This is a genomic window from Muricoprocola aceti, from assembly GCF_025567005.1.
GTDB lineage: Bacteria > Bacillota > Clostridia > Lachnospirales > Lachnospiraceae > Marvinbryantia > Marvinbryantia aceti.
Genome location: NZ_JAOQKE010000029.1, coordinates 1 through 24,359, shown reverse-complemented (window position 1 = coordinate 24,359; position 24,359 = coordinate 1). Strand labels below are relative to the sequence as shown.

The window sequence follows — 24,359 nt, the reverse complement described above, 5'->3', positions numbered from 1 at the left end:
TTCACCAAGGGATAAGTGCGCCCTTTTTTAGTCCTAAAATATAATCAATATTTTTTAAATTTCTTATTGACATTTATTAGCTGGACTTGTATGAGATTTCTTCCGTTAATTTATTCTAGCATTTTGGAGAAAGCAGGTCAACGAAAAGAATGAAAACTAATTTGACGGAACGGGAAAGATACAGTACACTAAAGAAAATAACAGAGAAAAGGACAGCTGCGTGGGCAGCTGACAGAAAAGAAAAATATGAGACGAGAAGTATTAACAGAAGATTTGAAAAAATTATATACAGCAAACGATATGGCAAAAACGGATTGTGGAGGATGTATAGGGTGCTCCCAGTGCTGCAGTGGAATGGGAGAATCCATTGTGCTGGATCCTTATGATGCTTATAGCCTTTCGAGAGGAATCGGGATTGCATTCCCCGATCTGGTTGGAAAATTTGTAGAATGGAATATGGTGGATGGAGTGGTGCTGCCAAATCTTATGATGAAAGGAAAAGAAGAAACATGTGCTTTTCTGACAGAAGAAGGAAGATGCTGTATCCATGACTGCCGCCCAGGAATCTGCAGGATGTTCCCGCTTGGACGCTATTATGAAGAAGACGGCAGCTTTCATTATTTCCTTCAGAGCCAGGAATGCCCAAAGGAAAATAAGACAAAGGTGAAAGTAAGCAAGTGGCTGGGGATCCCAAATCTGAAAAAATACGAAGCATTCATTGGCAAGTGGCATGGATTATTGGAAGAGGTGCGGGATCTTACAGAGAAGGCAAAGGATGAACAGCTGACCAAAGAGCTGACAGTCTATCTTTTGAATACCTGTTACCTGACCGTATATAAAGAAAATATGGATTTTTATGATCAGTTCGAAGAGCGATATCACAGAATGAAAAAACTTCTTCAGGTGCTCAAACAGAAGAAAGAATCATAAAAGCCCTGCAAATGCGCTGATTTTTCGCATCTACAGGGCTTGCAAGGGGAGGATAAGTATTAATACTTGAAAAATATGCTTTAAATATGCGTAAGAGGGCACCTGACCGGTGGCTCTCTTATTGTTTTTATGCCAATTTTATGCCAAATGATTTTGAATATACAAAATATTATTTTAAAAACGTTTTTGTTCGGGACATTCTTTCTTGTCTAGCGCATTAACTTCAAAAAAGGCTGCTGTTTGATCTAGGAATCTTGCACGATTCTTTTCTGCACGTATAGCGTGCATATAATCTTTTAAATCATTTAATGAATAAATAATATCAGATAAAGTGTTCAAGTTTAAAATTTTATTATATCCATGTTGCTCTTTTCCTGTTAGCAGTGCATAATAGCAGTATTTTTTGCTAGCTGAATCACTTGAAGTTGCATATTGTCTTATTTGATCCAACAGAAGATTCCCTTTTTCAGTAGTGATTAGATAGTCCAATATATTTTTCCAATCAATGGCTATTTCTTTATGTATATTGTTGTTTTTTTCTGTTAAAAAAATATGCAATAAAGATAATTTGTTAAATGATTGCTGAGAAAGAGCATAAGTCCTATCAATATATGCTTTAAAATGCGTGTCTGTATTTATACGACCTAACAGATAATCTATATCACATCCTAGAATAATGGACAGGTTGATTAAATCAATGGTTTTAGGTAAAGTGTCCTGTTCCCAAGATCTATATGTTTTGACTGTTACGCCAAGCATATCAGCTAACTGCTCTTGTGTGTATCCCTTTTCTTTGCGCTTTGTTCTTAGATTTCCAGTAAATATGTTTATTATATCTTCATGTTCAATTATAGGTATATTATTACTTATTTTCATTCGATACACCTCCAATAATGAGTAGTAAATAGGTAATTGTTTACCTATATCATATCAGATACAATTAGACTTGTAAACAGCAAATAGTTAATGAGATGAAGTGAATATGAGGTGAAAGCATGTTAAAAACAAATGAACACAATGCATCATTTAATGATTTAGCAGTTGATACTGCAGGGCTTCAGGCATTACTACATGCCGGAATTAAAACCGCAACCGAAATTGGTATAGCGGCAGGAGCAAAAATTTATGTAGGACGGCGGGTACTCTGGAACGTTGCAAAGATCCGAAAATATTTGGATGAGATTTCGGAATGAGGTGATAAATATGGTCATTGAATTTTTGAAGAAAGGAAAGCAAAACGCCATCCCATCTAAATTACTTGCAGAAATGGCTGGCTGCGGAAATGTTCGTGATCTTCGGGCTCTTGTGTCACAGGAACGGCAACAGGGGGCGGTGATCCTTTCAACATCCCGGGGTGGTGGAGGATATTACCTGCCGGCGGATGCAGCAGAGGTCCGTGAGTTTGTCCGTACTCTGGATGCTAGGGCAAGGCACACGTTCTTGGCGCTGAGATCAGCAAGAAAATATTTGAAAGAGCTGGAGATCGATAATGAAAAAATGGAAGGGGTGGGGGATTGTGTACCAAGAGATCATGCGTGACCGTGACATTTCACCGGAAGCAAAATGCATTTATGCATACTTGGCAAGTTTGGCTGGGATGAAAAATGTTTGCTACCCATCAATCGACACACTGATTTATGAGCTGGGTATGAGTAAAAACAGGATTGCAAAGCACATGAATCAACTCCTAGAAAAGGGCATTGTGGAAAGAGTGCGAGAACATAACGGGAATCTATATGGTCGTAATATTTATCGTATCACACATGGAGAGGAGATGCTAGGCGAGATGGGAGGTTTTCGACCGCTCGAAAATGAAGATCTCGAAAACCGAGAGGTCGAAAATAAAGCTAATAATACAAAGAGTTTAAAAACTAATAGTTTAAATATAAAGAAAGATATTATAAGTCCAATAGTCACTCTATACAATCAAATGTGTCCTTCGTTACCCCGTGTTACTAAGATTTCCGACGCAAGAAAAAAGGCAATCCAGGCACGATTAAATCAGGGATATATCATTGATGACTTTAGAAATTTATTTGAGCTTGCCGAAAGCAGTAGCTTTTTGAAGGGGCGAAATGATCGGAATTGGATAGCAACTTTTGATTGGTTAATAAAGGACCGAAACATGGCCAAGGTTCTGGATAACAATTATCAAGATAGAAAGGGGATAAACATAAGTGGAGCAAGTGACAATAAAGATCGGCGACCAGCTTCAGATCGGTACAGAGGAATGCTCAAGGATGGGGACTGTTAAGTCTATTCATGGGATTCAGACGGACACACACCAAGGGGCACTGATTCAATTCGATATCAATGGATACTGGACGGCTGACTGTTTTTATCCGTTTGGGACATTGACCGGTGAGCGTATCGATGAACGAAGAAAACTGAGCGGTATGCCAGCGGAATACGTGAATAAGCAGGCATGTAGCTTTGACTGGGACTTATATGAAGAGGACTGCGTTGCACAGAAAAAAATAGTGAATGCATTTATCATTAATTTTGATATGTTTCGGAAACAGGGGCGAGGATTATATATTTCATCCAGTACAAAGGGTTCGGGGAAAACACTGCTTGCTTGTGTATTAGCAAATGAAATTATCAGGAAGCAGGATCTTTCCGTGAAGTTTATAGCTGTTCCGGACTATATCACGCTCGTCTCACAAAAAGATGAGAATAGTATGCGAAGAAAAGAAAGTATCAAAAACGCAGATCTGCTTATCCTTGATGATGTTGGGGCGCAGCTGGAAAATAAGGACTGGATCAACACGGCACTGTTTCAGCTGATCAACCGGAGATGTACAGACCTGCTGCCAACTATTTTTACCAGTAATTTTACAATGGAGCAGTTGCGAATGGACGAACGAATCAAGGACAGGATTCATGCAATGTCTGTTCCGGTATTTATGCCAGAAAAGAATATCCGGTGGCAGCAGACTGAAAAGATGAATAGAGCGTTTCTGCAATCTGTTTTGGACGAAAACTAAGGTGTTATGGGTGGGTATGTGTCTGAAAAGCTCCCATTTTCAAGGAAAATCATAAATTTTAATAGGCAAAAAGTGAGGTCGGAACATGATAATTAAAGCAGGAAAGCAAACTGAATGTGAAACTTTATTGGCATCAATTTGTTTTGTCGTGAAAAAGCAAAAATATGAAGGTATGCTGTTAATCAGGAACCGAAAAAAGTATACTGAGTCGGATATCAGAGTATATTCGAAAAACAAGGCAGCAGTCAGCAGACAATTGCATCAGATAGCTGCTCTTTTCCCACCGGGGAAGGATGTAAAGATTTTAGATCTGGGGGTGGTGAATGATGGGGCAGTATCTTGAAAAATATCAGTTGCAGCAGTTGAAAGAACGACAGGCGGACGGAGTAAAGAAACTTAGGTGGAATTCAGCATCTGAGGTTAGAAGATCTTTAGCCAGGGTGAATAATCTGGTCCTTAATGGGAAGATCAGTGCAAAAGAAGCAAATTCCATATTCTATTCTGCCAATCTAATATTAAAGGCGTTGGAGCTTGAGAAAAAATAAAAGCGTAGCATCACTGCTGATTGTAAGGGCGTAGGCAACCGGCAGTGATGCATCTCTGTTTCTAAAATACCATATTTTGAGAACGGAGGAAAGGCAAAATGAAAACACGGCACATGGGATATGTACACTATGGAATTTCAACGGAAAGATCAGAAGAATTACAGAAGCTGGCCAAACTGAAGGAGAATCGGGAACTGGTACAGATTGCGGCGGAACAGTCACGGTCGGAATTAGCAAAATATATTGTTGAAAGCCTTGTAGAAGGAATCAGTTATGAAAGACTTTATCGCAAATATTGGTTGCCGTATACTGCGGACGATTTCTACGGATACAAGCGAAGGGCAATCTTTATTTTTGATATGCTTTTGAAACTGCAAAAATTGTATGAGACAGGGAAAATACCGAAGCAGAAGGGAGAACCTACACGCTGAAAGAATTTATGAATGATGAATAGGTAAAGTGGCAGCAGGCGAGAAAAAGGCAAATGGAAAATTGACAAATTCCAAAAGCCAGCATATAATATATTTATCAAGACAGTCAGTAAGGGAAGTTAAGGTTCCCCGCCCTGGCGAACATATTTAGCTAAGATTTAGCCGCCTATTCATTACCAGTGAGCAGGGCGGCTATTTCTTATGTGTGTATGTAAGAATAGATACAATTAAGCTGGCTGTCGTCAGAATTATCATAAATATCTCATAATCGCTCATAAGCATCCCCTCCTGTCAAGGCTCAGGAACCGGGGAACCACAGCCGCTCTACTGGCTGCCTGGATAAATACACTATTCAGTTTCTGTTATTTTCCCATACTACAAAATAATACTCGCCTGCTGCCGATACAGCTACTCTTTGACGATAGAAAGCCGATAGGTAACATGATGATTCTCAGATGGTGGATTCTGAAAAAACGTCTTCGTCAATCTCCAGATCAGTCCAGTCATCGGTACAAATTATGCCATCAATTAGCTCTACCCGGATAAAGTCAGGCAGTTTCAGAATATCATCATAGGTATACAGGCGTTTGACTATGATAGCACATCCTTTCGTGAATAGCGTTGTTATGAGGTTGCTTGCTGAAAATCAATGATTAGATCATAACCCATTGCAGAAAGTATCTTTTGAGCATCTTCAAATCCAAAGTTTTTTTTATTAAGTAATTTGGTAAGACCTTGAGGTTTGATATTCAATTGTTCTGCAATCTCTCTTTGAGATATTTGCTTTTCAAGCATAAGCTTTTTTATTTCAATAACAATCTGGTCATTATTTATGTAATGTATAGACATGATGCACCTCCTGTTACTTAGAGTATAATAAAGAACAGGTTATAAGTCAATCTAAAAAGCTGAATAATAATACAAAACATATTACAAAAAGGTTGACAAGTAACCCAAAAAGGGTTATACTATAATCAGATCAAGGAAATAGAAAAGCGAAGAGTGAAAACGAAGTGATCGGAAGATGTACCGGAGACACTCACAGGATACCGGGAAACAGGATAAGGGGATATTGAGACGGCCATGATGCCTTAGATACTTTAAAGCCTGCCGGAGCTGATCGGCTTCCTGAGAGAAAGGAGATTGCAAGATGAGTTACAATTTGAGAAAAATTATGATGAATGCCTGGAAGAATTACCGGAAGAACAAAGATATCAATTTTTCAGAAGCATTACACAGAGCATGGCTGACTGCAAAAGCGGAAAGCATCAATGCGGATCGTATTGAGAAAGGCAAAGCGGCAGCAGGAGTTACAGAGGAGATCAATACATGGTCAGCATGGCGCAAGCTGGGGTATGAAGTGATTCACGGTTCCGGAGCATTGTTTGGATGCAATCTGATCTGGGGCAGTAAAGGGGATGGAGCAGTATATAAAGCGCATTTCTTTGGAAGATCACAGGTACAGAGACTGGTAGCAGAATAAAGAATCTGGGAGGAGGCAGAGCAAAATGGTTTTTCCGAATTTTTTTCAGAAAAAAAGAACCAGAGGATCAAGAAAGTATCAGAAAAGTATCACAGATTAATGAAAAGCCCTTACCAGAGCGGCAACTCTGATAGGGGCAGGTAACCCGGCAACCGAATAAATTGAGGGGCTGTGCGTATTATAGCATATTCAGCCCTCTCAGAGCAATGAAGAAAGAAAAAGAGGCTAGATATGGAAAAAATAAATAATACAGTCAAAAATAACGAACCGGTGAGCTTATCAAAGGAACAGGAGTTAGAGCAGTACAAGGACTGGATAAATGAACTGATACAGAAAGTAACTGATCCAGAGCATTTAAAACATACCTATAAATTTCTTCTGTATCTCTATCTCCGTGAGTAGAACCATGAAAGTACAGGACATTAAAATATATCCTCATTTCCTGCTGCATCCACCACGGGCGAGAAAAATGGACCGTAAGGAATGGACATATCTGAGAAGTGGTCTGGCTGAATTTGATATTGTGGTGAATCCGCAGGGATATCTGATAGATGGGTACTGTGGGTATTTGTTGGCGAAGAAATTTGAATTAACAGACGTTCCGGTTACTGCCCAGACAGATAAATACCTCTCAGACCTCACAGAATGGACAGGAAACAATAAAAGGGATAAAGGCAGAGGATAAGCCACAAACATAGAAACATCAATTTACAGGCAATATAACGATTACAGAGAGAATGGCAGCGGTGCAAAAAGTCCTGCTGCCATTTTTCTATAAAGGGGTGAAATGAATGGCGGAGAAACGAAAAGACAGTAAAGGGAGAAACCTACGCACAGGTGAAACCCAGAATGCAGCAGGACGCTACTGCTACCGATATACAGATATCAGAACGGGAAAGCGCTGCGCTGTGTATGATGCAGATCTGCAGGCACTCAGGAAGAAAGAGCGGGAGATTGAAAGGAATCTGGAAGATGGCATTAACAACGAGATGGCGGATATTACTCTAAATGAGTTGTTTAATATCTATCTGGATACAAAAAGTAACATCAAGAGAACATCCAGAAGCACCTACCTCAGAACATGGGAAAAGCATGTATCACAGGGGCTTGGAGTACTAAAGGCAAAGAATCTGAAGCAGATGGACCTCACAAGGGTGTACAGTGATATGGTGAAACAGGGCTTTGCTCAGGGATCTATTGACATGATCCACAATCTGATTAATGCCTGCCTGCAGATGGCAGTCGATAACGATATTGTTAGAAAGAATGTGGCCAGAAAAGCCAAGAAAGGGATACAGGGAAAACGAAAGGAGCGTGTAGCCATGACGATAGAGGAGCAGAATAAATTCCTGATGTTCTGCAAGAACAGTAATACATACAATATTTACTATCCAATGTTCTCATTTGCCATTAAGAGCGCATTGAGAGTATCGGAGCTATCTGGTTTAACCTGGAATGATGTGGACGAGGTAAATGGGATCTTGCATGTTGACCATCAGTTAATCTATGAGTATATCAAGGGAGACAGCCATGCACACTACTATATTTCCAAACCGAAGACCAAAAGTGGAGTAAGGGACATTCCATTGACCAAATCCATGAGAAAGTCATTGAGTGAACAGAAAAGACTTATGATGCTATTGGGGCGCCGGTCAGAGTATGAGATAGACGGATACCGGGATTTTATTTTTGTAAGTAAGAATGGCAGACCATTAACCAAGGCAAATATCGACAGTACACTGAAACGGATTATTGCAGCCTATAATAAGGATCATGCATCAGATCCGTTTCCGATGATCTCCATGCATATACTCAGGCACACCGGATGTACCAGAATGGCAGAAGCTGGCATTGATCCGAAAGTGTTACAGAAGATCATGGGACATTCAGACATAGCGGTGACCATGGATGTTTATAATCACTGTGATGATGTCCGGGCGAAAAAAGAAATGGAGCGGATTGAAAAAGAAATTTTTATAGCATAATGAGGGAAAATTGTGTGCCAATTTTATGCCAAATTTTATGCCAATTCAAACGATAATGACGAAAACAGATGGAAAATGAAAAATAAAAAAGGAAGCAGAAACCCTTTAAAATCAAGGAAAATTACACTTGATGAAAAAGGATGAATCTGCTTCCTTTGCAAGGGGAGGATAAGTATTAAAAATTTATCTTTGGTATGTTCCTAGTATAGCCGGATAACGGATGTTTATGCAGTTTCCGGTAAAAAAGTTTGAAAAAACAGGAGAAGTGTTATATACTATAGCTTAAACGGGCGAAGTACGCAGATTTGACAAAAGATCCCATTTCGTATCTGTGAAGATACTGAACAGTTACCCCGTTTCAATATTTACAGAAAAAAGGATGGTTAAAACATGAGTTTATTACAGGATTGGAGAGACATGGCGTACTCTCAGCAGACAGATAAAAGACAACTCCAGAAGTTCTGGACAGACTATTTCATGATCGAAAAAGGCATTTATGAAAAATTGCTGGCAAATCCTGATGAGGAAGTAAAAGGTACCGTAAAGGAACTGGCTGATAAATACGGCATTTCCGTTATGACTATGGTTGGATTCCTGGATGGTATCGATGACAGCCTGAAGATCAAGAATAACATTGAAGAGATGACAGAAGACAGCGTAGTAAGTCTTGCGTTTGATAAAGAGCTTCTTTACAAGAACATGGTAGATGCAAAGGCAGACTGGCTGTATGGACTTCCTGCATGGCAGAAGATTTTCTCTGAGGAGAAGTTAAAAGAACTGTACAGAGAAGCAAAGAAAGCCAATACCATTGTAAAGGGACCAAAGATCGGAAGAAATGATCCTTGTCCTTGCGGAAGCGGCAAGAAATATAAAAAATGCTGCGGAAGATAATGAGCAGTATATTGTTTGCAGCAGGCAGCATTTGCCTGCTGTATTTTCTATTGCTGGCGATGAAGCATGTGGACTTCTGTATTATCTGGCTATTGGAAGCAATAGCGCTTTATGCGTGGGGCAGTTATCTCAGACATCGAATGTTACATCCGGAAGGCTGGGCAATTCCAACGGTGATCAGTGCCCTCCTGGTAGTCGGTTTGCTTGCCGGAGGAGTATCTTTTGTCATAACGGAAGGGAAGATGATCGCGGCCATGTCGTCCCATACGAAAGAAAACCTGGAATATCTGATCGTATTGGGAGCACAGGTGAAGAAGACAGTTCCCAGTAAAGCACTCCGGCTTCGGCTTGAGACAGCATGTGAATATTTGGAGGAGCATCCGAATACCAGAGCTGTGTTGTCCGGCGGACAGGGATCAGGAGAAGAGATCACAGAAGCAGCATGCATGTACCAGTATCTGACGGAAGCGGGTATTCCGAAGTCACAGCTACTTTTGGAAAAACGTTCGACTACCACCAGAGAAAATCTGGTGTACAGTGCCCAGATCATTGCAGATAGCCGAAAAGAGCAGAGCACGGATCGGATATGGAACTGCAGTGTCGGACTGGTATCCAATAATTTTCATATTTACCGGGCAGTGAAACTGGCGGAAAAAGCCGGTTACCAAAAGGTATATGGGATAGCAGCACCTTCAGACTGGAAGCTGCAGATTCATTATATGGTGAGGGAATATTTTGCAGTGATAAAAGCAAAAATCAGGGGTGATATCTGAGAAAAGATAGCACCCCTGATTTTTATGGAAAAAACTATGAATCCAAAGTTTTTGGTGTGTAAGATACTTCAATACCAATGACAGTATCTTCTTCTGTATTTACAATGATCTGCACATGATCCAGACTGCTGTCAGAACCTTCAATATTATAATAGTGGAAGCTGGAGCTGCTGTCATCCAGTTCGTATTTTACACCTTCCAGTGCAGTCACGACTTCGTCTTCCGTCAGACCAAGAGTCAGACCTTTCTGTACGGTGACAGGAAGGTTGGTATCATTCACATTTCCTTCCACATCGGTAACAAAACAATTCTCCACAACGGTAGCATTCGCATTATAGTTGCGCACGATGGTGTGGTAATTCTGGTTATCTTTGCTCATATACACCCAGTCGTATCCTTTTCCGGCAATCACGGAAGCGGAATCATCTTTATCTATGGTCCAGCCATTTTTCACGAATTCGGAAACAGGAGCTGGGAGTTGGTACAGGTCACCGGCATATTCTACGATGAAAGAGGTAAGGTCATCTCCCAGTTCAGTTGGTGCTTTGTATGCAAGTACTTCCGGAGTCGGTTCGTCACTGACATCAGCGGCAGCGGCTTCATTTGCCTCATCGTCAGCCACCATATTGCGCATTTCGATTTCATTCAGCAATCCTGTCTCAGAGTCTACATACAGTTCCACATCCTGATAATAATCTTTCTCGTAGGTTACCTTTGTATACAGGTCACCTTCGTAGGTGTCGCTTGGGGTGCCATATGCAGCTGTGATGTCATCTAAAGTAGAGACACCGTACTGAATGCCGCCAGGGAGTTCAATGGTCACATCTGTAGCATCTGCCATCTGGAAAGAGTCAACGGAGATACCGGCGATCGTACATTTGGTAACCGGTTCGGTATTGATACCAAGATTTACGACGGTTGCGTAAATCTCCAGATCATCCAGAGCGAAACACTCGGACGGAGAATAGCTGTTAGGCTGGATCTCCATAGTCTCATCATCTTTATAGGTCCATCCAAGAGCCAGAAAATCGTCGTAAGACATTGGAAAAGAATATACGTCAGAATTAATCTTGAGCTGGAAGCTGTAAAGATCATCTGATAATTCAGAGGAACTACTGCCAACTGCTTTGGATTCTGTTTCCGATGCAGATTCTGCCTCAGTAGTAACCTCGGTCTCGGTGTTGGTGTCTGCTTCAGCGGCAAATGCGGAAAAAGATAGAACAATAGATCCGTACATAGCTGCAAGCAGGCATGTGGCAAGTTTTTTCTTCATGATACCCTCCTAAATACATAAAAGTTTTTGGTATCTGTTCAGCACCTTTACAGATACATTTTTCTTTCTTTATAGAGTAAGATATCATAAAAAGAAGAAAAAATCTATCCTTGACAAATAAATAAGAAAGGGATATGATCAAAAAAGATAAAACGTTGAAGAGAAGAGTAGAATGTGGAATCTCCCAGAGAGGAATACAGATTGGTGAGAGTATTCTGATGAGGAAGCATTTGAAGACCAGCTCTGAGTGGCTCTAATCCAGCCCGGTGATTCCGTTATCATCTTAATGAAGTGGCTTTTCAGATATTTTTTTATGAAGAGCAATCAGGGTGGAACCGCGAGTATATCGTCCCTTACAGTGTGCCAAAAGCTGTAGGAGGCGTTTTTTTATTTCATTTTTAGAAAAACAGAAAGAAATGTTCCTGGAGTTTTTGACAGTCACAGTTACAATGGCAATCGAAAGGAGAAAGTTATGCTGGAAAAAGTAAAAGAATTTCTGCATCAGGACTGGACCATGACAGAAAAGACTCTGCTGATCGCAGATCTGCTTCTGGCAGGTGTTCTGATCGGGTGGCTGACAGCCCCGTTCAAGGGGGGATTATTCAGTAATAATGTATTAGGGTCAAACAATGAGAATTATTACGATGAAGACGAATTTGAGGACGAGGAGGACTAACAGATGATTATCACATTAAAAGATGGATCAAAAAAAGAATATGCAGAAAGTAAATCAGTATATGACATTGCATTAGATATCAGTGAAGGACTGGCAAGAGCAGCCTGCGCCGGAGAAGCAGACGGTGAGGTAGTGGATTTAAGGACTGTAATTGACAAGGATTGTGAACTGAATATTCTGACTGCAAAAGATGCGGCAGGTCTGGCAGCACTTCGCCATACCACATCCCATGTACTGGCAGAAGCAGTGAAGAATCTTTTCCCGGAAGCCAAGCTGGCGATCGGACCATCTATCGAAAACGGATTTTATTATGATTTTGACCATGCACCATTCTCCAGAGAAGATCTGGATAACATCGAAAAAGAGATGAAGAAGATCATCAAGAAAGGCGCACGCCTGGAAAAATTCACACTTCCAAGAGCAGAAGCTATTAAATTTATGGAAGAAAAGGGAGAACCATATAAAGTAGAACTGATTCAGGATCTGCCGGAGGATGCAACCATTTCCTTCTATAGCCAGGGAGAATTCACAGATCTGTGTGCAGGACCACATCTGATGAATACCAAACATATTAAGGCGTTTAAGCTGATCTCATCCTCAGGTGCATACTGGAGAGGAAATGAGAAAAACAAGATGCTGGCCCGTATTTATGGAACTGCATTTGCAAGCAAGGATGAATTAAAAGAATATCTGGAACAGAGAGAAGAAGCACTGAAGCGTGACCACAACAAGCTGGGTCGTGAAATGGAACTGTTCACAACCGTGGATGTCATTGGACAGGGTCTGCCTCTGCTGATGCCAAAGGGTGTGATCATGGTAAAAGAACTTCAGAGATGGATTGAAGATCTGGAGGATAACGAATGGGGCTATGTAAGAACCAAGACACCACTGATGGCAAAGAGCGATCTGTACAAGATCTCCGGACACTGGGATCATTATAAGGATGGTATGTTTGTTCTGGGCGATGAAGAGAAAGATAAGGAAGTATTTGCACTTCGTCCAATGACCTGCCCGTTCCAGTATTATGTATACAAGGCAACACAGCATTCTTACCGCGATCTGCCAATTCGTCTTGGTGAGACATCTACCCTGTTCCGTAACGAAGATTCCGGGGAGATGCATGGCCTGACCCGTGTACGTCAGTTCACTATTTCAGAAGGCCACCTGATTGTAAGACCAGATCAGATGGTCGAAGAGTTTAAGGGTTGTCTGGCCCTGGCCAAATATTGCCTTGAGACGCTGGGACTGGATGGAGAAGTTACTTATCATCTGTCAAAATGGGATCCAAATAACAGAGATAAATATATTGGTGATGCCGATGTATGGAATGAGACAGAGGAAGATATTCGTCAGATTCTGACTGATCTGAAAGTTCCATTTGTAGAGGATGTAGGAGAAGCAGCATTTTACGGACCAAAAGTAGATATCAATGCGAAGAATGTATTCGGAAAAGAAGATACCATGATTACTGTGCAGTGGGATGCTCTGCTGGCGGAACAGTTTGATATGTACTATATTGATGAGAACGGCGAAAAGATTCGTCCATGCATTATCCACAGAACATCTATCGGATGCTACGAGAGAACACTGGCATGGCTGATTGAATTCTATGGCGGCAAGTTCCCGACATGGCTTTGCCCGGAACAGGTACGTGTACTGCCTATTTCTGAAAAATATGCAGAATATGCAGAAAAAGTAAATGCAGAGATTAAGAAAAACGGAATCCGTACTTCTGTGGACAACCGTTCTGAAAAGATCGGCTGGAAGATCCGTGATGCGCGTATGGCTCGTGTACCATATATGGTCATGGTTGGAGCAAAAGAGGAAGAAGAGCAGAAGATTTCTGTAAGAAGCAGATATCTGGGCGATGAGGGACAGAAAGATCTGGGAGAATTCATCGATGCACTGTGCAAAGAGATTCGCACCAAAGAGATTCGTAAGATCGAAGTGGAAGAACAGAAATAATCTGACTGGAAAAATCAGAAAGCTGTATAAAAAGATGATAACGGCAGATACTATCTCTTATAAAAAGAAAAGGAGGTAATAGCATGCCGTTATTATCATGTAGTGCACAGAACTGTGTATATAATGAAGACAAATACTGTTCCAAAGGAGATATCCTGGTTCAGGGAGATGAGGCTCAGACTGCCTGCGAAACCTGTTGCTCCAGCTTTAAAGAGGCAGGAGAAGGAAGCTATAAAAACTCTGTAGGGACCCCATCTGCAATGGTACAGATTGACTGTACTGCATGCAAATGCCATTATAATGAAAACAACCGCTGTATGGCAGGACAGGTAGATATCTCTGGACAGTCTGCATGTACCTGTACCCAGACGGAATGCAGTACGTTTGAAAAACAGTAAAACAACAGTTCGGCCATCTGGTTTTATCCAGCTATATGGCTGGACTGTTACATAAAAAATATAAAAATTGGTTGACAACCAGAAAAACACATGGTATGATGTCAAAGTATGAAGGAAATCAAAGCAGAGGATCCGCTCTCACCGCAGCATGAAAGAATATGACTGTCGGTTTATATGATTTATAGCATTAGAAGGCTGGCTATAAGTATATTATGGAGTGGATGTATTTATCCACTTTTTTTTATGCGTGGATAAAGGGTGCTGCAGTCACAATGTATGGAGGTGTACTACAATTAGCGATTTAATGATTAATGAGCAGATCAGAGATAAAGAGATCCGTCTGATCGGAGAACATGGAGAACAGCTGGGGATTATGTCTTCCAGAGATGCGTTGAAGCTTGCAAAAGAAGCGGATCTTGACCTGGTTAAGGTTGCACCGCAGGCAAAGCCGCCGGTATGCAAGATTATTGATTATGGAAAGTATCGTTATGAAATGCTTCGCAAGGAAAAAGAAGCGAAGAAGAAGCAGAAGACCATTGAAGTAAAAGAAGTGCGTCTTTCTCCAAACATTGATGTGAATGATTTAAATACAAAGATCTCAGCAGCCAGAAAGTTCCTGACGAAGGGCAACAAGGTAAAAGTTACCTTACGTTTCCGTGGTCGTGAGATGGCTCATATGCAGGCCAGCAAGCACATTCTGGATGATTTTGCCAAAGAGCTGGAGGATATTGCTCAGATAGATAAAGCTCCAAAGGTTGAGGGCAGAAGCATGACAATGTTTTTAACTGAAAAACGTTAGACATCGGACTGACGAACAGGTAAAATAACCATTTATTTAAGGAGGAATTCACAATGCCAAAAATTAAAACAAGCAGAGCAGCTGCAAAACGTTTCAAAAAAACAGGTACAGGTAAATTAAAAAGAAATAAAGCTTATAAGAGCCATATCTTAACAAAGAAGTCCACTAAGAGAAAGAGAAATCTTAGAAAAGCAACTATGACAGATGCTACAAACTTCAAGAACATGAAGAAGATTTTACCGTATTTATAAGAAGAGTTTGAGGAGGAATATAAGACATGGCAAGAATTAAAGGCGGAATGAACGCTAAAAAGAAACATAACAGAGTATTAAAACTGGCTAAAGGCTACAGAGGAGCCCGTTCCAAACAGTATAAGATCGCAAAACAGTCTGTAATGCGTGCACTTACCAGCGCATATGCAGGACGTAAGCAGAAAAAACGTCAGTTCAGACAGCTGTGGATCGCTCGTATCAACGCAGCAGCAAGAATCAACGGACTGTCCTACAGCAAATTTATGTATGGTCTGAAGCTTGCAGGTGTAGAACTGAACAGAAAAGTTCTGGCTGATATGGCTGTTAATGATGCAGAAGGATTCGCAACACTGGCAGAACTTGCGAAGAGCAAGCTTGCATAATTGAAATAGAAAATCCCCGGTACTGCCGGGGATTTTTTTGACAGGTGAATATGAAATACAGAATAGATAAGATTGCAACAAAAGTGACATGGGATGAACTGACCTGTACGGGAAATGTGGAAGTGACCACTTTGATTGATGGTATTGAAAAACAGGCTTTGGAAAATCAGACCGGATTGTATCTGACCAGACCGGAATCCTACACAGAGCCTGTGCTATGCGCCTGCGTTATGGATGCGGAAGGGAATGAAAAAGATCGTATTTTTCCACTTCCACTGGAGAATGAGAACTCTTTCTGCATGAGAGTAGAACAGCCGAAGCTCTGGAATGCAGAAGATCCTTACTGTTATCAACTCATTCTGGAGATTCTGGAAGGAGAGAATTTCAGTCATGATCGCAGAACAGAGTCGTTGGCGTTTTGCGATTGGAAGATCGTGGGGGGACAGACCTGTATCAATGGAAAAGAGGTGAACTTTCGTGCAGATGCTCTGCCGGAGGGGAAAAAGGAGTCGGAAATACAGCAGTTTCTTCGAATAATGAAACAGACTTATAAGAACACACTTTTGATAAACTCAGATAAAAGAAGTCCCCAGCTGGAGAGATGGTGCAGAGAATATGGGATCTATTTGCTGGAAGACGGACGGGATGCAGATGCAGGGTGGCTGCGTGCCAGATTAGATCTGAATCGGGAAAATGAGAAGAACCCAGATTTTCAACTTCAGGTGGTACAGACAGGTGTATTGATTGAAAATCATAGTACGTTTGTTAATGCATCGGAATATAACCTTCATTATGAGATTCTGGACAGTTCTGGAAAAAAATGCTTTGAAAATGAGTTGTGCACAGACGTCCCGGCTGGAACCAGTAAATTTGTGGATATCCCATTTCGGTGCCCTGCGGAATCTGGCGAATATCGGTATCAGGTGAGTTTGTGTCTGAAAAAGGATGTGATCTGGGCTCCGAAGGGGTATGTCATTGCAACGGCAGAAACAAAAATCTCCAATCTCTATGAGAGACTGGAGAATGAGAATCAGTAAGAAGCAAGAAGCTGGTTAATATCCCGGAAGTATTCTTCATAGTCGGGATAAGACGCTTCGCAGGCATTCATACGCTGCAGTTCGGTTTGAGCTGCGGCGTTATTTTTTGCTTTGTCATATGCATGATAAAGAATCGCCGCTTCATAGTAATCTGAAATACCATGACAGGCCTGAATAAAAGGATCGGAGCTGGAACTGGTATCTCTACGGCAGATGCGATTCAGATAAGGATATTCTTTATACTGCAAGGCATACTGATAATCCTGGGCAGAATAGCTGGTACTGTAGAAAAAACCATATCGAAGGTCTTCGATACAGGAGGCTGCGCGACTGACGAGCACCAGAGAAAGAAGTAATACCGCCAGTGTAAAAAAAGAAAACTTCTTTTTGGCTTTGATTCGTTTCATGAGGCTGACACACTCCTTTCCAGCAAGTCGTATTGACGGGAAGAAGAAGGATTGACATAGGTATCTGCTTCCTCTTCGGTAAGACCAAGATAAGTGATCAGAATGGCCCGGGTATCGTCCTGAACAGCATGAATATATTCCAGATTTTTTTCGGAAAAATAGAGATTCTGATGATAAGTGTAAGCATCTTCGATCTGGAAGATATCATTCAGATCACTGGCGAGAGTGCGAAGTCTGCGAGATTCGAAATCTTTATCATAAGTTTCCGGGTCACTCAGCCGATCCGAGACGTACTGGAACACATTCTCAAAGGAGGAAGAAATAGCCTTCACTGCATAATAGGAATCAAAGTCATCGGACAGGTACAGGGAATAACGGTCGTAGTATTCCGTAAACCGAAGAGGATCCTGATCGGCAATGATAGTTTCCAGAGCAGCAAGATGTTTTGTTTTGTGAGATTGAATCTGCCGTGTCGTCAGGTAGCGCCCCAGACGCCAGGATACGTCTTCGAACTGGTAAGAGGCGATGATGAGCAACACCATGACAGAAAGAACAAGAAAAGACGCCAGCTTTTTCTTTGTATTTCTGGTGCTGTTCAGAACTTCAAAACGTGTCTGATTAAATTTTTTCTGATAACGGTTCATATCCTTCTGGTGCTGAGTGGCCAGATCGTTTGGGAGTCCGCAATAGCTGCAATATTTATCTTCCAGACGAATAGGAGAACCACAGTGTGGACATTTCATAAGATTCCTCCATCAGTGCTTGTTACGACATCTGTAAAAACGGAGTGGACATATTTTTTGCATTCAGAATACATCAGTGCGTTATAATCGCAAAGGGAAGGATACAGGTTATCCGCTTCAGCGGAAGATAAATTAAACACCGCCTGCAAAAAATCGTTACACTCTGTTTGCCAGATCAGAAAGTCGGACTTCTCTTTCTCGGAAAAATTGCGATAATCTCTGGAAGATGGCGCTTCACGAGTTATAGCCATCGCATGGTAAAAGGTAACGCAAAGATCGGATTCTGTCAGGGACTGACCGGTATCCAGATCTTTTTGGACTTCCTGCAAAAGAAGATGGTCTCCGTAAAAAGATAAGAATGGATAATGCTTCCAGTGGAAAATGGCACCATATCCCCTTTTATCGGAAAGAGAAATCATCAGTTCGTAAGATTCCTGAAGAAAACCATTCTGGTATAATTCGTTTAGTTGTGGAAAATATTTTTTCTCAAACCTGGTTTCTTCCAGATATTCCTGATGAGATCGATAAGAATCATAAAGCCGATACAAAGAAAAAAGGCCGGCAGGAATCAGAAAAACAGCCGCCACGATCAGAAAAATCTTCAGTGCACGGCGGCTTTGCTGTTTTATTTCGGATTTATATTCTCTGGCAGGGACATCTGCAAGATCTTTTGTTTCTTTAAGCAGATCATTTAGATGTTCCATATAGACGGCCTCGTCCTTCTCCGGGCTGGTGTAACCGCAATAAGGGCAGGCGGTGTCTTTACTGGAAAGCTTTGCCCCACAGTTCTTGCAATACATAAGAACCTCCTGATGAATTACGATCTTGGAATGCTGTCAATCACAGCAGAGGCCTTCAGGGCCTGTTCGATAATGTGGCGGCCTTTTGGATCGAAATTTTTCGGCAGGCTGGTTTGATCAAAAGGCGTGCCGGAAAGAAAATTACAGGATAACTGCATGATCGTAGCCTCATAATCATCGTCAGGCATTTCTTCGACCATCAGCTTTCCGTTCTCGTTCATATCAGAAAGCGTCATATGATCTTTCAGTTTTAACTGATTCAACATATCCAGCATGATAACAAAGTGTTCCTCGTCCCAACAGGAAAGGTACATACACTTACATAGACCTGGAGTGAAAAAAACTGCCTGGGAATAACAGTCCAGTAATTCTTTAAAACGTGATTGATGAGCTTCATTTTCAAACAGATGCTGACTACGCAGCTGACGATATACCTCATTTTTCCACATCATATTTTCTCCGCACAAAATATAAAATCTTTATAAAAATAATTAAATCTAGTTTACTTCATGAATAGAAAAATGTCAAATTTGAAAAGATAAAATTCATAAAACTGTTGCAAGAATATTAAAGTTAGTATATACTAACATTTAGTTAGAAAAGACTAACAACAAATAAAAAAGAGGTGTCGGAAGATGGATTATTTAGAAATTGAAAAAGTAATTGGCCGGGAGATTCTGGATTCCAGAGGCAATCCAACCGTAGAAGCAGAGGTATATCTGGCAGATGGTTCTGTTGGCAGAGGTATGGCGCCAAGTGGCGCATCCACGGGAGAATTTGAAGCACTGGAGCTGCGCGATAATGATAAGGAACGTTATCTGGGAAAAGGTGTTCAGAAAGCAGCAGATCATATCAATAAAGAAATCAACGAAGCAATCTGCGGTATGGATGCATCGGATATCTATGCAGTAGATGCAGCCATGATCAAAGCAGATGGCACAAAAGATAAATCCAAACTGGGAGCAAATGCGATTCTGGCTGTTTCCATTGCCTGCTGCAGAGCTGCAGCTGCCGCATTGAATATTCCGCTGTATCGTTTCCTTGGCGGTATCAGTGGCAACCGCCTTCCGGTGCCGATGATGAATATTGTCAATGGAGGTTGCCATGCGCTGTCTTCCGGGCTGGATGTACAGGAATTCATGATTATGCCGGTGGGAGCACCATCCTTTAAAGAAGGACTTCGCTGGTGTGCAGAAGTATTCCATGCACTTGCTTCTATATTAAAGGAAAGAGGTCTGGCAACCTCAGTTGGTGATGAAGGTGGATTTGCTCCGGCGCTGGCTTCCGATGAAGAAGCGATCGAAACCATTCTGGAAGCAGTGAAAAAAGCCGGATATGAACCGGGAAAAGATTTCCGAATTGCCATGGATGCTGCATCTTCCGAGTGGAAGACGGGAAAGAAAGGGGAATACAAACTGCCAAAAGCAGGAACTGTGTATACTTCTGAACAGCTGATTGCGCATTGGAAAAAACTGGTAGAAAAATATCCGATTATTTCCATCGAAGATGCACTGGATGAAGAAGACTGGGAAGGCTGGCAGAAGTTGACCGGGGAACTCGGTGATAAAGTACAGCTGGTAGGAGATGACCTGTTCGTGACCAATACCGAGAGACTTTCCAGGGGAATTTCGATGGGATGCGGTAATTCTATCCTGATTAAGCTGAATCAGATCGGCTCCGTTTCTGAGACTCTGGAAGCAATCAAGATGGCTCACAAGGCCGGGTATACCGCGATTGCCTCCCACCGTTCAGGAGAAACAGAGGATACTACAATCGCAGACCTGGCAGTGGCTTTAAATACCTGCCAGATCAAGACCGGAGCACCATCCCGTTCGGAACGTGTGGCAAAATACAATCAGCTGCTCCGCATTGAAGAACAGCTGGGAGCGGCAGCGGTATATCCGGGTATGAAGGCATTTCATGTAAAATAAAATGGTCAAACAGCGAATGAAAAACCGAACATGACAGTATAGGACAGGGCGGTGGAATCGAATTTCACTGGCCTTGTTTTTTTGAAAAACATGAGAAATTGATGTGGAAAATAGAAAACAGTTATGCTATATTCGTGCAAAAAAGTTGGACAATACTAACTACGAAAAGCCTTTTAAAACTCTAATAATAATATAGATTAGAGGAAACACTAAAGATTAAATGATGTGATGGCATGATCTGCCCAGGTGACATCACCCGGACAGGAAAATACAGCATCAGGTAAATGAGAAAGGATGGATAGCAGCGTGAAAGAATTTACACAATGGGACGGTTTTGAAGGCCGTATCTGGAAAGAAGAGATCAACACCCGTGATTTTATACAGAAAAACTATCAGCCATACGAAGGAGATCAGTCCTTCCTGGCAGATCCCACAGAAGCAACAAATAAACTCTGGGGCAGGCTTTCCGAGCTCCAGAAAGAAGAACGGGCCAAAGGTGGTGTCCTGGATATGGATACCCACATTGTATCCGGGATTACTGCCCACAAGCCGGGGTATATCAGCGAAGAATTAAAAGATCTGGAGCAGGTGGTTGGACTTCAGACAGACAAGCCTTTGAAACGGGCGTTTATGCCATTTGGCGGAATTAATATGGCAGAACAGGCCTGCACTACCAACGGATACGAACCAGATTCAAAGCTTCATGAGATTTTTACAAAATACTGCAGAACCCACAATCAGGGAGTATTTGATGCTTATACACCGGAGATGAAGAAAGCCCGCCACAACAAGATTATCACCGGTCTGCCAGATACTTATGGAAGAGGACGTATCGTAGGTGACTACCGTCGTGTGGCTTTGTACGGCATTGATTTCCTGATGGAAAAGAAGAAAGAAGACTTTGCCAACTGCGGAAATGGAACCATGACTGATGATATCATCCGTCAGAGAGAAGAGATCTCCAGACAGTATCAGGCACTGGGCGAAATGAAAGAAATGGCAGCTGCTTATGGATATGATATTTCCCAGCCGGCAAAGAATGCAAAAGAAGCCGTACAGTGGCTGTATTTTGGATACCTGGCAGCCATTAAGACACAGAATGGTGCAGCGATGAGCGTGGGAAGAATCTCTACGTTCCTGGATATTTATATTGAGCGAGATCTGAAAAACGGTACACTGACCGAGATAGAAGCACAGGAGCTGATCGATCATCTGGTTATGAAGTTCCGTATGGTGAAATTTGCACGAATTCCTTCTTATAATCAGTTGTTCTCCGGGGATCCGGTATGGGCTACCCTGGAAGTGGGCGGCATGGGCATGGATGGACGTTCCATGGTAACCAAGAATGATTTCCGTTTCCTGCATACTCTGGAAAATATGGGACCGTCACCGGAACCAAACCTGACCGTACTGTATTCCTCTTCCCTGCCTGAGCATTTCAAGGACTATGCAGCTGATATTTCCATCCGCACCAGTTCCATTCAGTATGAGAATGACGATGTGATGAAACCAATATGGGGGGATGATTATTCCATTTGCTGCTGTGTATCTGCGACACAGACCGGAAAAGAGATGCAGTTCTTCGGAGCAAGAGCGAACCTGGCCAAATGCCTGCTTTATGCCATCAATGGTGGTATTGATCTGAAGTCCAGAGAACAGGTGGGACCAGATTACAAACCGATCACCTCTGAATATCTGGATTATGATGAAGTGATCAAAAAGTATGATCAGATGATGGACTGGCTGGCAGGACTTTATGTAAATACTCTGAATCTGATCCAATATATGCATGATAAATATTATTACGAAGCAGCAGAGATGGCTTTGATAGATACCGATATACGGAGAACCTTTGCAACCGGTATTGCCGGATTTTCTCATGTGGTAGATTCTCTGAGTGCCATCAAATATGCAAAAGTAAAGACCATCCGTGATGAGTCCGGACTGGTGGTGGACTATGAAACAGAAGGGAATTTCCCACGTTACGGAAACGATGATGACCGGGCTGACGACATTGCAGTATGGCTGTTAAAGACCTTCCTGGATAAGCTGAAAAAGCAGCATACCTACCGGGATTCAGAACTGACCACCTCGATTCTGACCATTACTTCCAATGTGGTATACGGAAAAGCAACCGGCAGTATGCCAGATGGCAGAAAAGCAGGGGAGCCGCTGGCTCCTGGAGCTAATCCGTCCTATGGTGCAGAACAGAATGGTCTGCTTGCTTCGCTGAATTCTGTTGCAAAGCTTCCATATGAATGGGCACTGGATGGTATCTCCAATACACAGACCATGAACCCGGATGCATTGGGCCATAGTGAACAGGAGCGGATCGATAATCTGGTACAGATCATGGACGGCTACTTCGATCAGGGTGCACATCATCTGAATGTGAATGTATTTGGCAGAGAAAAGTTGATCGATGCCATGGAACACCCGGAAAAAGAAGAATATGCTAACTTCACTATCCGTGTATCAGGCTATGCTGTGAAATTTATTGACCTGACAAGAGAACAGCAGATGGATGTTCTGGCAAGAACCTGTCATACCAGAGTGTAATCATGACAAGAGGAAAGGTACACTCATTAGAAAGCTTTGGTCTGGTGGATGGGCCGGGAGTACGTTATGTGATCTTTCTTCAGGGCTGTCCCATACGCTGTCAGTACTGCCACAATCCAGAGACCTGGACGACAGAGGGCGGCAGCTGGTGGACAGCAGAGGAGCTGTTCCGGCAGGCATACCGGTATAAGAATTACTGGAAGAAAAAAGGCCAGGCTCATGGCGGTATCACCGTCAGCGGAGGAGAACCACTCCTGCAGTGGGAATTTGTGACAGAACTGTTCACCCTGGCCAAAGAAAAAAAGGTACACACAGCGCTGGACACGGCGGGCAGTATCTTCGGCTCAGCCAGACTTCCTGTGAAAGGCTTTGAGCGTCTTATGGAAGTCACCGACCTGGTTATGCTAGACTTAAAAGAAATGAATCCACAGAAGCATAAGAAGCTTACCGGAATGGAAAATGCACCTATACTGGGGATGGCCAGATGGCTTTCCGATCATGGAAAAGAAATGTGGGTTCGCCATGTGGTCGTGCCAGGGCTGACTGATTCCAGAGAAGAACTGCTGGAAATGAAAGCATTCCTTGACAGTTTGAAGACCGTTACCAGAGTCGAACTCCTCCCATACCATACTATGGGCCGGGCAAAATGGGAAAACCTGGGGATCCCATATGTGCTGGATGGTGTGCCAACACCAACCGAAGAAGAAATGAAAGAAGCCGAAGCACTTGTGGGGATACCGTTGGGGACGGTGTTTTCTGGTTTTTTATCCGTCCCTTCTGGCAATGCGAAGAAATAGAGGGAAAACGGTCGAGCTGATTCGCAACTTAATGACGGCTGATCATATGGAAGATGAAGACGATCAGGTACAACGGATGAAGAAATTGGAATGTATAAAGCGTTAAGATTGGATAGATAAATTAAAATCCCTCATCTGGAATCCAGAAGAAATTCCAGAATGGGGGATTTTGTAAAAAAATGAAAAAAACTGTTGACAAATGCTGGGACGGATGATAATATAATGAAGCTGTTTGAGAGAGACAGCAAGAAACACAAAGCTTCAATCGAAAGATTGAAAAATAAATAAAAAAGTTGTTGACAAACTTAGAAAGCA

The 24,359-nt window shown here is 42.1% G+C and carries 30 protein-coding genes and 1 other annotated feature; of the genes, 23 read left to right on the top strand and 7 right to left on the bottom strand.

Going from position 1 to position 24,359, the window contains the following annotated elements; translation table 11 throughout:
• Window positions 1-246: 246 nt before the first annotated feature.
• Window positions 247-930, top strand: coding sequence for a YkgJ family cysteine cluster protein (locus tag OCV47_RS14885; RefSeq protein WP_262655839.1), 684 nt, complete (start codon window positions 247-249; stop codon window positions 928-930).
• Window positions 931-1,104: 174 nt separating this feature from the next.
• Here the strand turns inward: OCV47_RS14885 and OCV47_RS14880 are convergent, their stop codons facing one another.
• Window positions 1,105-1,806: a helix-turn-helix domain-containing protein gene (locus OCV47_RS14880; protein WP_262655838.1), complete on the bottom strand. Its 702-nt coding sequence runs from the start codon at window positions 1,804-1,806 to the stop codon at window positions 1,105-1,107.
• A 119-nt stretch (window positions 1,807-1,925) separates the two neighbouring features.
• Here OCV47_RS14880 and OCV47_RS14875 point away from each other — a divergent pair, with 119 nt between their 5' ends.
• The 6 genes from OCV47_RS14875 (at window position 1,926) to OCV47_RS14850 (ending at window position 4,893) form a co-directional block, all read left to right on the top strand.
• Complete coding sequence (locus tag OCV47_RS14875) at window positions 1,926-2,123, top strand: hypothetical protein (RefSeq protein WP_262655837.1); 198 nt, start codon at window positions 1,926-1,928, stop codon at window positions 2,121-2,123.
• A 10-nt stretch (window positions 2,124-2,133) separates the two neighbouring features.
• Complete coding sequence (locus tag OCV47_RS14870; RefSeq protein ID WP_262655836.1) at window positions 2,134-2,469, top strand: hypothetical protein; 336 nt, start codon at window positions 2,134-2,136, stop codon at window positions 2,467-2,469.
• Window positions 2,420-3,184: a helix-turn-helix domain-containing protein gene (locus OCV47_RS14865; RefSeq protein ID WP_262655835.1), complete on the top strand. Its 765-nt coding sequence runs from the start codon at window positions 2,420-2,422 to the stop codon at window positions 3,182-3,184. Before OCV47_RS14870 ends, OCV47_RS14865 begins: the two co-directional genes overlap by 50 nt.
• Window positions 3,108-3,917, top strand: coding sequence for an ATP-binding protein (locus OCV47_RS14860; RefSeq protein WP_262655834.1), 810 nt, complete (start codon window positions 3,108-3,110; stop codon window positions 3,915-3,917). Before OCV47_RS14865 ends, OCV47_RS14860 begins: the two co-directional genes overlap by 77 nt.
• Window positions 3,918-4,240: 323 nt before the next feature.
• Window positions 4,241-4,462: a hypothetical protein gene (locus OCV47_RS14855; RefSeq protein ID WP_262655833.1), complete on the top strand. Its 222-nt coding sequence runs from the start codon at window positions 4,241-4,243 to the stop codon at window positions 4,460-4,462.
• 98 nt (window positions 4,463-4,560) lie between these two features.
• The gene (locus OCV47_RS14850; protein ID WP_262655832.1) at window positions 4,561-4,893 is read left to right on the top strand and encodes a hypothetical protein; all 333 of its coding nucleotides are present in this window, start codon (window positions 4,561-4,563) and stop codon (window positions 4,891-4,893) included.
• Between the two features lie 624 nt (window positions 4,894-5,517).
• Here OCV47_RS14850 and OCV47_RS14845 read toward each other — a convergent pair.
• On the bottom strand, window positions 5,518-5,742 hold the full coding sequence (locus OCV47_RS14845; protein ID WP_262655831.1) for a helix-turn-helix domain-containing protein: 225 nt from the start codon (window positions 5,740-5,742) through the stop codon (window positions 5,518-5,520).
• 301 nt (window positions 5,743-6,043) lie between these two features.
• Between OCV47_RS14845 and OCV47_RS14840 the strand changes: the two genes are divergently transcribed.
• The 6 genes from OCV47_RS14840 to OCV47_RS14815 all read left to right on the top strand — a co-directional run bounded on the left by OCV47_RS14840 (window position 6,044) and on the right by OCV47_RS14815 (window position 10,025).
• Window positions 6,044-6,376 (top strand): hypothetical protein, encoded by a 333-nt coding sequence (locus OCV47_RS14840; RefSeq protein ID WP_262655830.1) that lies wholly within the window; start codon window positions 6,044-6,046, stop codon window positions 6,374-6,376.
• Between the two features lie 231 nt (window positions 6,377-6,607).
• Window positions 6,608-6,778 carry a hypothetical protein gene (locus OCV47_RS14835; protein WP_262655829.1) on the top strand — a complete coding sequence of 57 codons (171 nt, stop codon included), beginning with the start codon at window positions 6,608-6,610 and terminating at the stop codon, window positions 6,776-6,778.
• Window positions 6,779-6,782: 4 nt separating this feature from the next.
• Window positions 6,783-7,061 carry a ParB N-terminal domain-containing protein gene (locus tag OCV47_RS14830; RefSeq protein ID WP_262655828.1) on the top strand — a complete coding sequence of 93 codons (279 nt, stop codon included), beginning with the start codon at window positions 6,783-6,785 and terminating at the stop codon, window positions 7,059-7,061.
• A 106-nt stretch (window positions 7,062-7,167) separates the two neighbouring features.
• Window positions 7,168-8,361 carry a site-specific integrase gene (locus OCV47_RS14825; RefSeq protein WP_262655827.1) on the top strand — a complete coding sequence of 398 codons (1,194 nt, stop codon included), beginning with the start codon at window positions 7,168-7,170 and terminating at the stop codon, window positions 8,359-8,361.
• Window positions 8,362-8,751: 390 nt separating this feature from the next.
• Window positions 8,752-9,252, top strand: coding sequence for an SEC-C metal-binding domain-containing protein (locus tag OCV47_RS14820; RefSeq protein ID WP_256297351.1), 501 nt, complete (start codon window positions 8,752-8,754; stop codon window positions 9,250-9,252).
• Complete coding sequence (locus OCV47_RS14815; protein ID WP_262655826.1) at window positions 9,252-10,025, top strand: YdcF family protein; 774 nt, start codon at window positions 9,252-9,254, stop codon at window positions 10,023-10,025. Before OCV47_RS14820 ends, OCV47_RS14815 begins: the two co-directional genes overlap by 1 nt.
• Window positions 10,026-10,059: 34 nt before the next feature.
• Here OCV47_RS14815 and OCV47_RS14810 read toward each other — a convergent pair whose 3' ends face one another.
• The gene (locus OCV47_RS14810) at window positions 10,060-11,298 is read right to left on the bottom strand and encodes a hypothetical protein (RefSeq protein WP_262655825.1); all 1,239 of its coding nucleotides are present in this window, start codon (window positions 11,296-11,298) and stop codon (window positions 10,060-10,062) included.
• A 146-nt stretch (window positions 11,299-11,444) separates the two neighbouring features.
• Window positions 11,445-11,655, top strand: a binding site (T-box leader).
• Window positions 11,656-11,770: 115 nt separating this feature from the next.
• Between OCV47_RS14810 and OCV47_RS14805 the strand changes: the two genes are divergently transcribed.
• From OCV47_RS14805 to OCV47_RS14775, 7 genes are all read left to right on the top strand, one after another.
• Entirely contained in the window at window positions 11,771-11,974 is a 204-nt protein-coding gene (locus OCV47_RS14805) for a hypothetical protein (RefSeq protein ID WP_256297345.1), read from the top strand.
• Window positions 11,975-11,977: 3 nt separating this feature from the next.
• Window positions 11,978-13,939, top strand: coding sequence for a threonine--tRNA ligase (gene thrS / locus OCV47_RS14800; RefSeq protein ID WP_117447856.1), 1,962 nt, complete (start codon window positions 11,978-11,980; stop codon window positions 13,937-13,939).
• A gap of 83 nt (window positions 13,940-14,022) precedes the next feature.
• Window positions 14,023-14,337: a DUF1540 domain-containing protein gene (locus tag OCV47_RS14795; RefSeq protein WP_262655824.1), complete on the top strand. Its 315-nt coding sequence runs from the start codon at window positions 14,023-14,025 to the stop codon at window positions 14,335-14,337.
• 304 nt (window positions 14,338-14,641) lie between these two features.
• Window positions 14,642-15,136, top strand: a complete 495-nt coding sequence (gene infC / locus OCV47_RS14790; protein WP_117447854.1) for a translation initiation factor IF-3 — start codon at window positions 14,642-14,644, stop codon at window positions 15,134-15,136.
• A 53-nt stretch (window positions 15,137-15,189) separates the two neighbouring features.
• On the top strand, window positions 15,190-15,387 hold the full coding sequence (gene rpmI / locus OCV47_RS14785; RefSeq protein ID WP_117447853.1) for a 50S ribosomal protein L35: 198 nt from the start codon (window positions 15,190-15,192) through the stop codon (window positions 15,385-15,387).
• 26 nt (window positions 15,388-15,413) lie between these two features.
• Window positions 15,414-15,770, top strand: a complete 357-nt coding sequence (rplT, locus tag OCV47_RS14780) for a 50S ribosomal protein L20 (protein ID WP_117447852.1) — start codon at window positions 15,414-15,416, stop codon at window positions 15,768-15,770.
• 50 nt (window positions 15,771-15,820) lie between these two features.
• Entirely contained in the window at window positions 15,821-16,807 is a 987-nt protein-coding gene (locus OCV47_RS14775; RefSeq protein ID WP_262655823.1) for a DUF4981 domain-containing protein, read from the top strand.
• Here OCV47_RS14775 and OCV47_RS14770 read toward each other — a convergent pair.
• The 4 genes from OCV47_RS14770 to OCV47_RS14755 are packed head-to-tail and all read right to left on the bottom strand — an operon-like array spanning window position 16,801 to window position 19,209.
• Window positions 16,801-17,214: a hypothetical protein gene (locus OCV47_RS14770; protein WP_262655822.1), complete on the bottom strand. Its 414-nt coding sequence runs from the start codon at window positions 17,212-17,214 to the stop codon at window positions 16,801-16,803. The two genes, OCV47_RS14775 and OCV47_RS14770, sit on opposite strands and share 7 nt — an antisense overlap.
• The gene (locus OCV47_RS14765; protein WP_262655821.1) at window positions 17,211-17,957 is read right to left on the bottom strand and encodes a zinc ribbon domain-containing protein; all 747 of its coding nucleotides are present in this window, start codon (window positions 17,955-17,957) and stop codon (window positions 17,211-17,213) included. The genes OCV47_RS14770 and OCV47_RS14765 overlap by 4 nt, the downstream gene beginning before the upstream one ends.
• Window positions 17,954-18,757, bottom strand: a complete 804-nt coding sequence (locus tag OCV47_RS14760) for a zinc ribbon domain-containing protein (RefSeq protein ID WP_262655820.1) — start codon at window positions 18,755-18,757, stop codon at window positions 17,954-17,956. Before OCV47_RS14760 ends, OCV47_RS14765 begins: the two co-directional genes overlap by 4 nt.
• A 17-nt stretch (window positions 18,758-18,774) precedes the next feature.
• Window positions 18,775-19,209 carry a hypothetical protein gene (locus OCV47_RS14755; protein ID WP_262655819.1) on the bottom strand — a complete coding sequence of 145 codons (435 nt, stop codon included), beginning with the start codon at window positions 19,207-19,209 and terminating at the stop codon, window positions 18,775-18,777.
• A gap of 183 nt (window positions 19,210-19,392) precedes the next feature.
• On the opposite strand from OCV47_RS14755, the gene eno reads away from it, so the two are divergent.
• The 3 genes from eno to pflA all read left to right on the top strand — a co-directional run bounded on the left by eno (window position 19,393) and on the right by pflA (window position 24,044).
• The gene (gene eno, locus OCV47_RS14750; protein ID WP_262655818.1) at window positions 19,393-20,688 is read left to right on the top strand and encodes a phosphopyruvate hydratase; all 1,296 of its coding nucleotides are present in this window, start codon (window positions 19,393-19,395) and stop codon (window positions 20,686-20,688) included.
• 306 nt (window positions 20,689-20,994) lie between these two features.
• A complete protein-coding gene (pflB, locus tag OCV47_RS14745) occupies window positions 20,995-23,247 on the top strand; it encodes a formate C-acetyltransferase (protein ID WP_317244433.1) in 2,253 nt (750 codons plus the stop codon).
• Between the two features lie 2 nt (window positions 23,248-23,249).
• Window positions 23,250-24,044: a pyruvate formate-lyase-activating protein gene (pflA, locus tag OCV47_RS14740; RefSeq protein WP_262655816.1), complete on the top strand. Its 795-nt coding sequence runs from the start codon at window positions 23,250-23,252 to the stop codon at window positions 24,042-24,044.
• The last annotated feature ends 315 nt before the right edge of the window (window positions 24,045-24,359 follow it).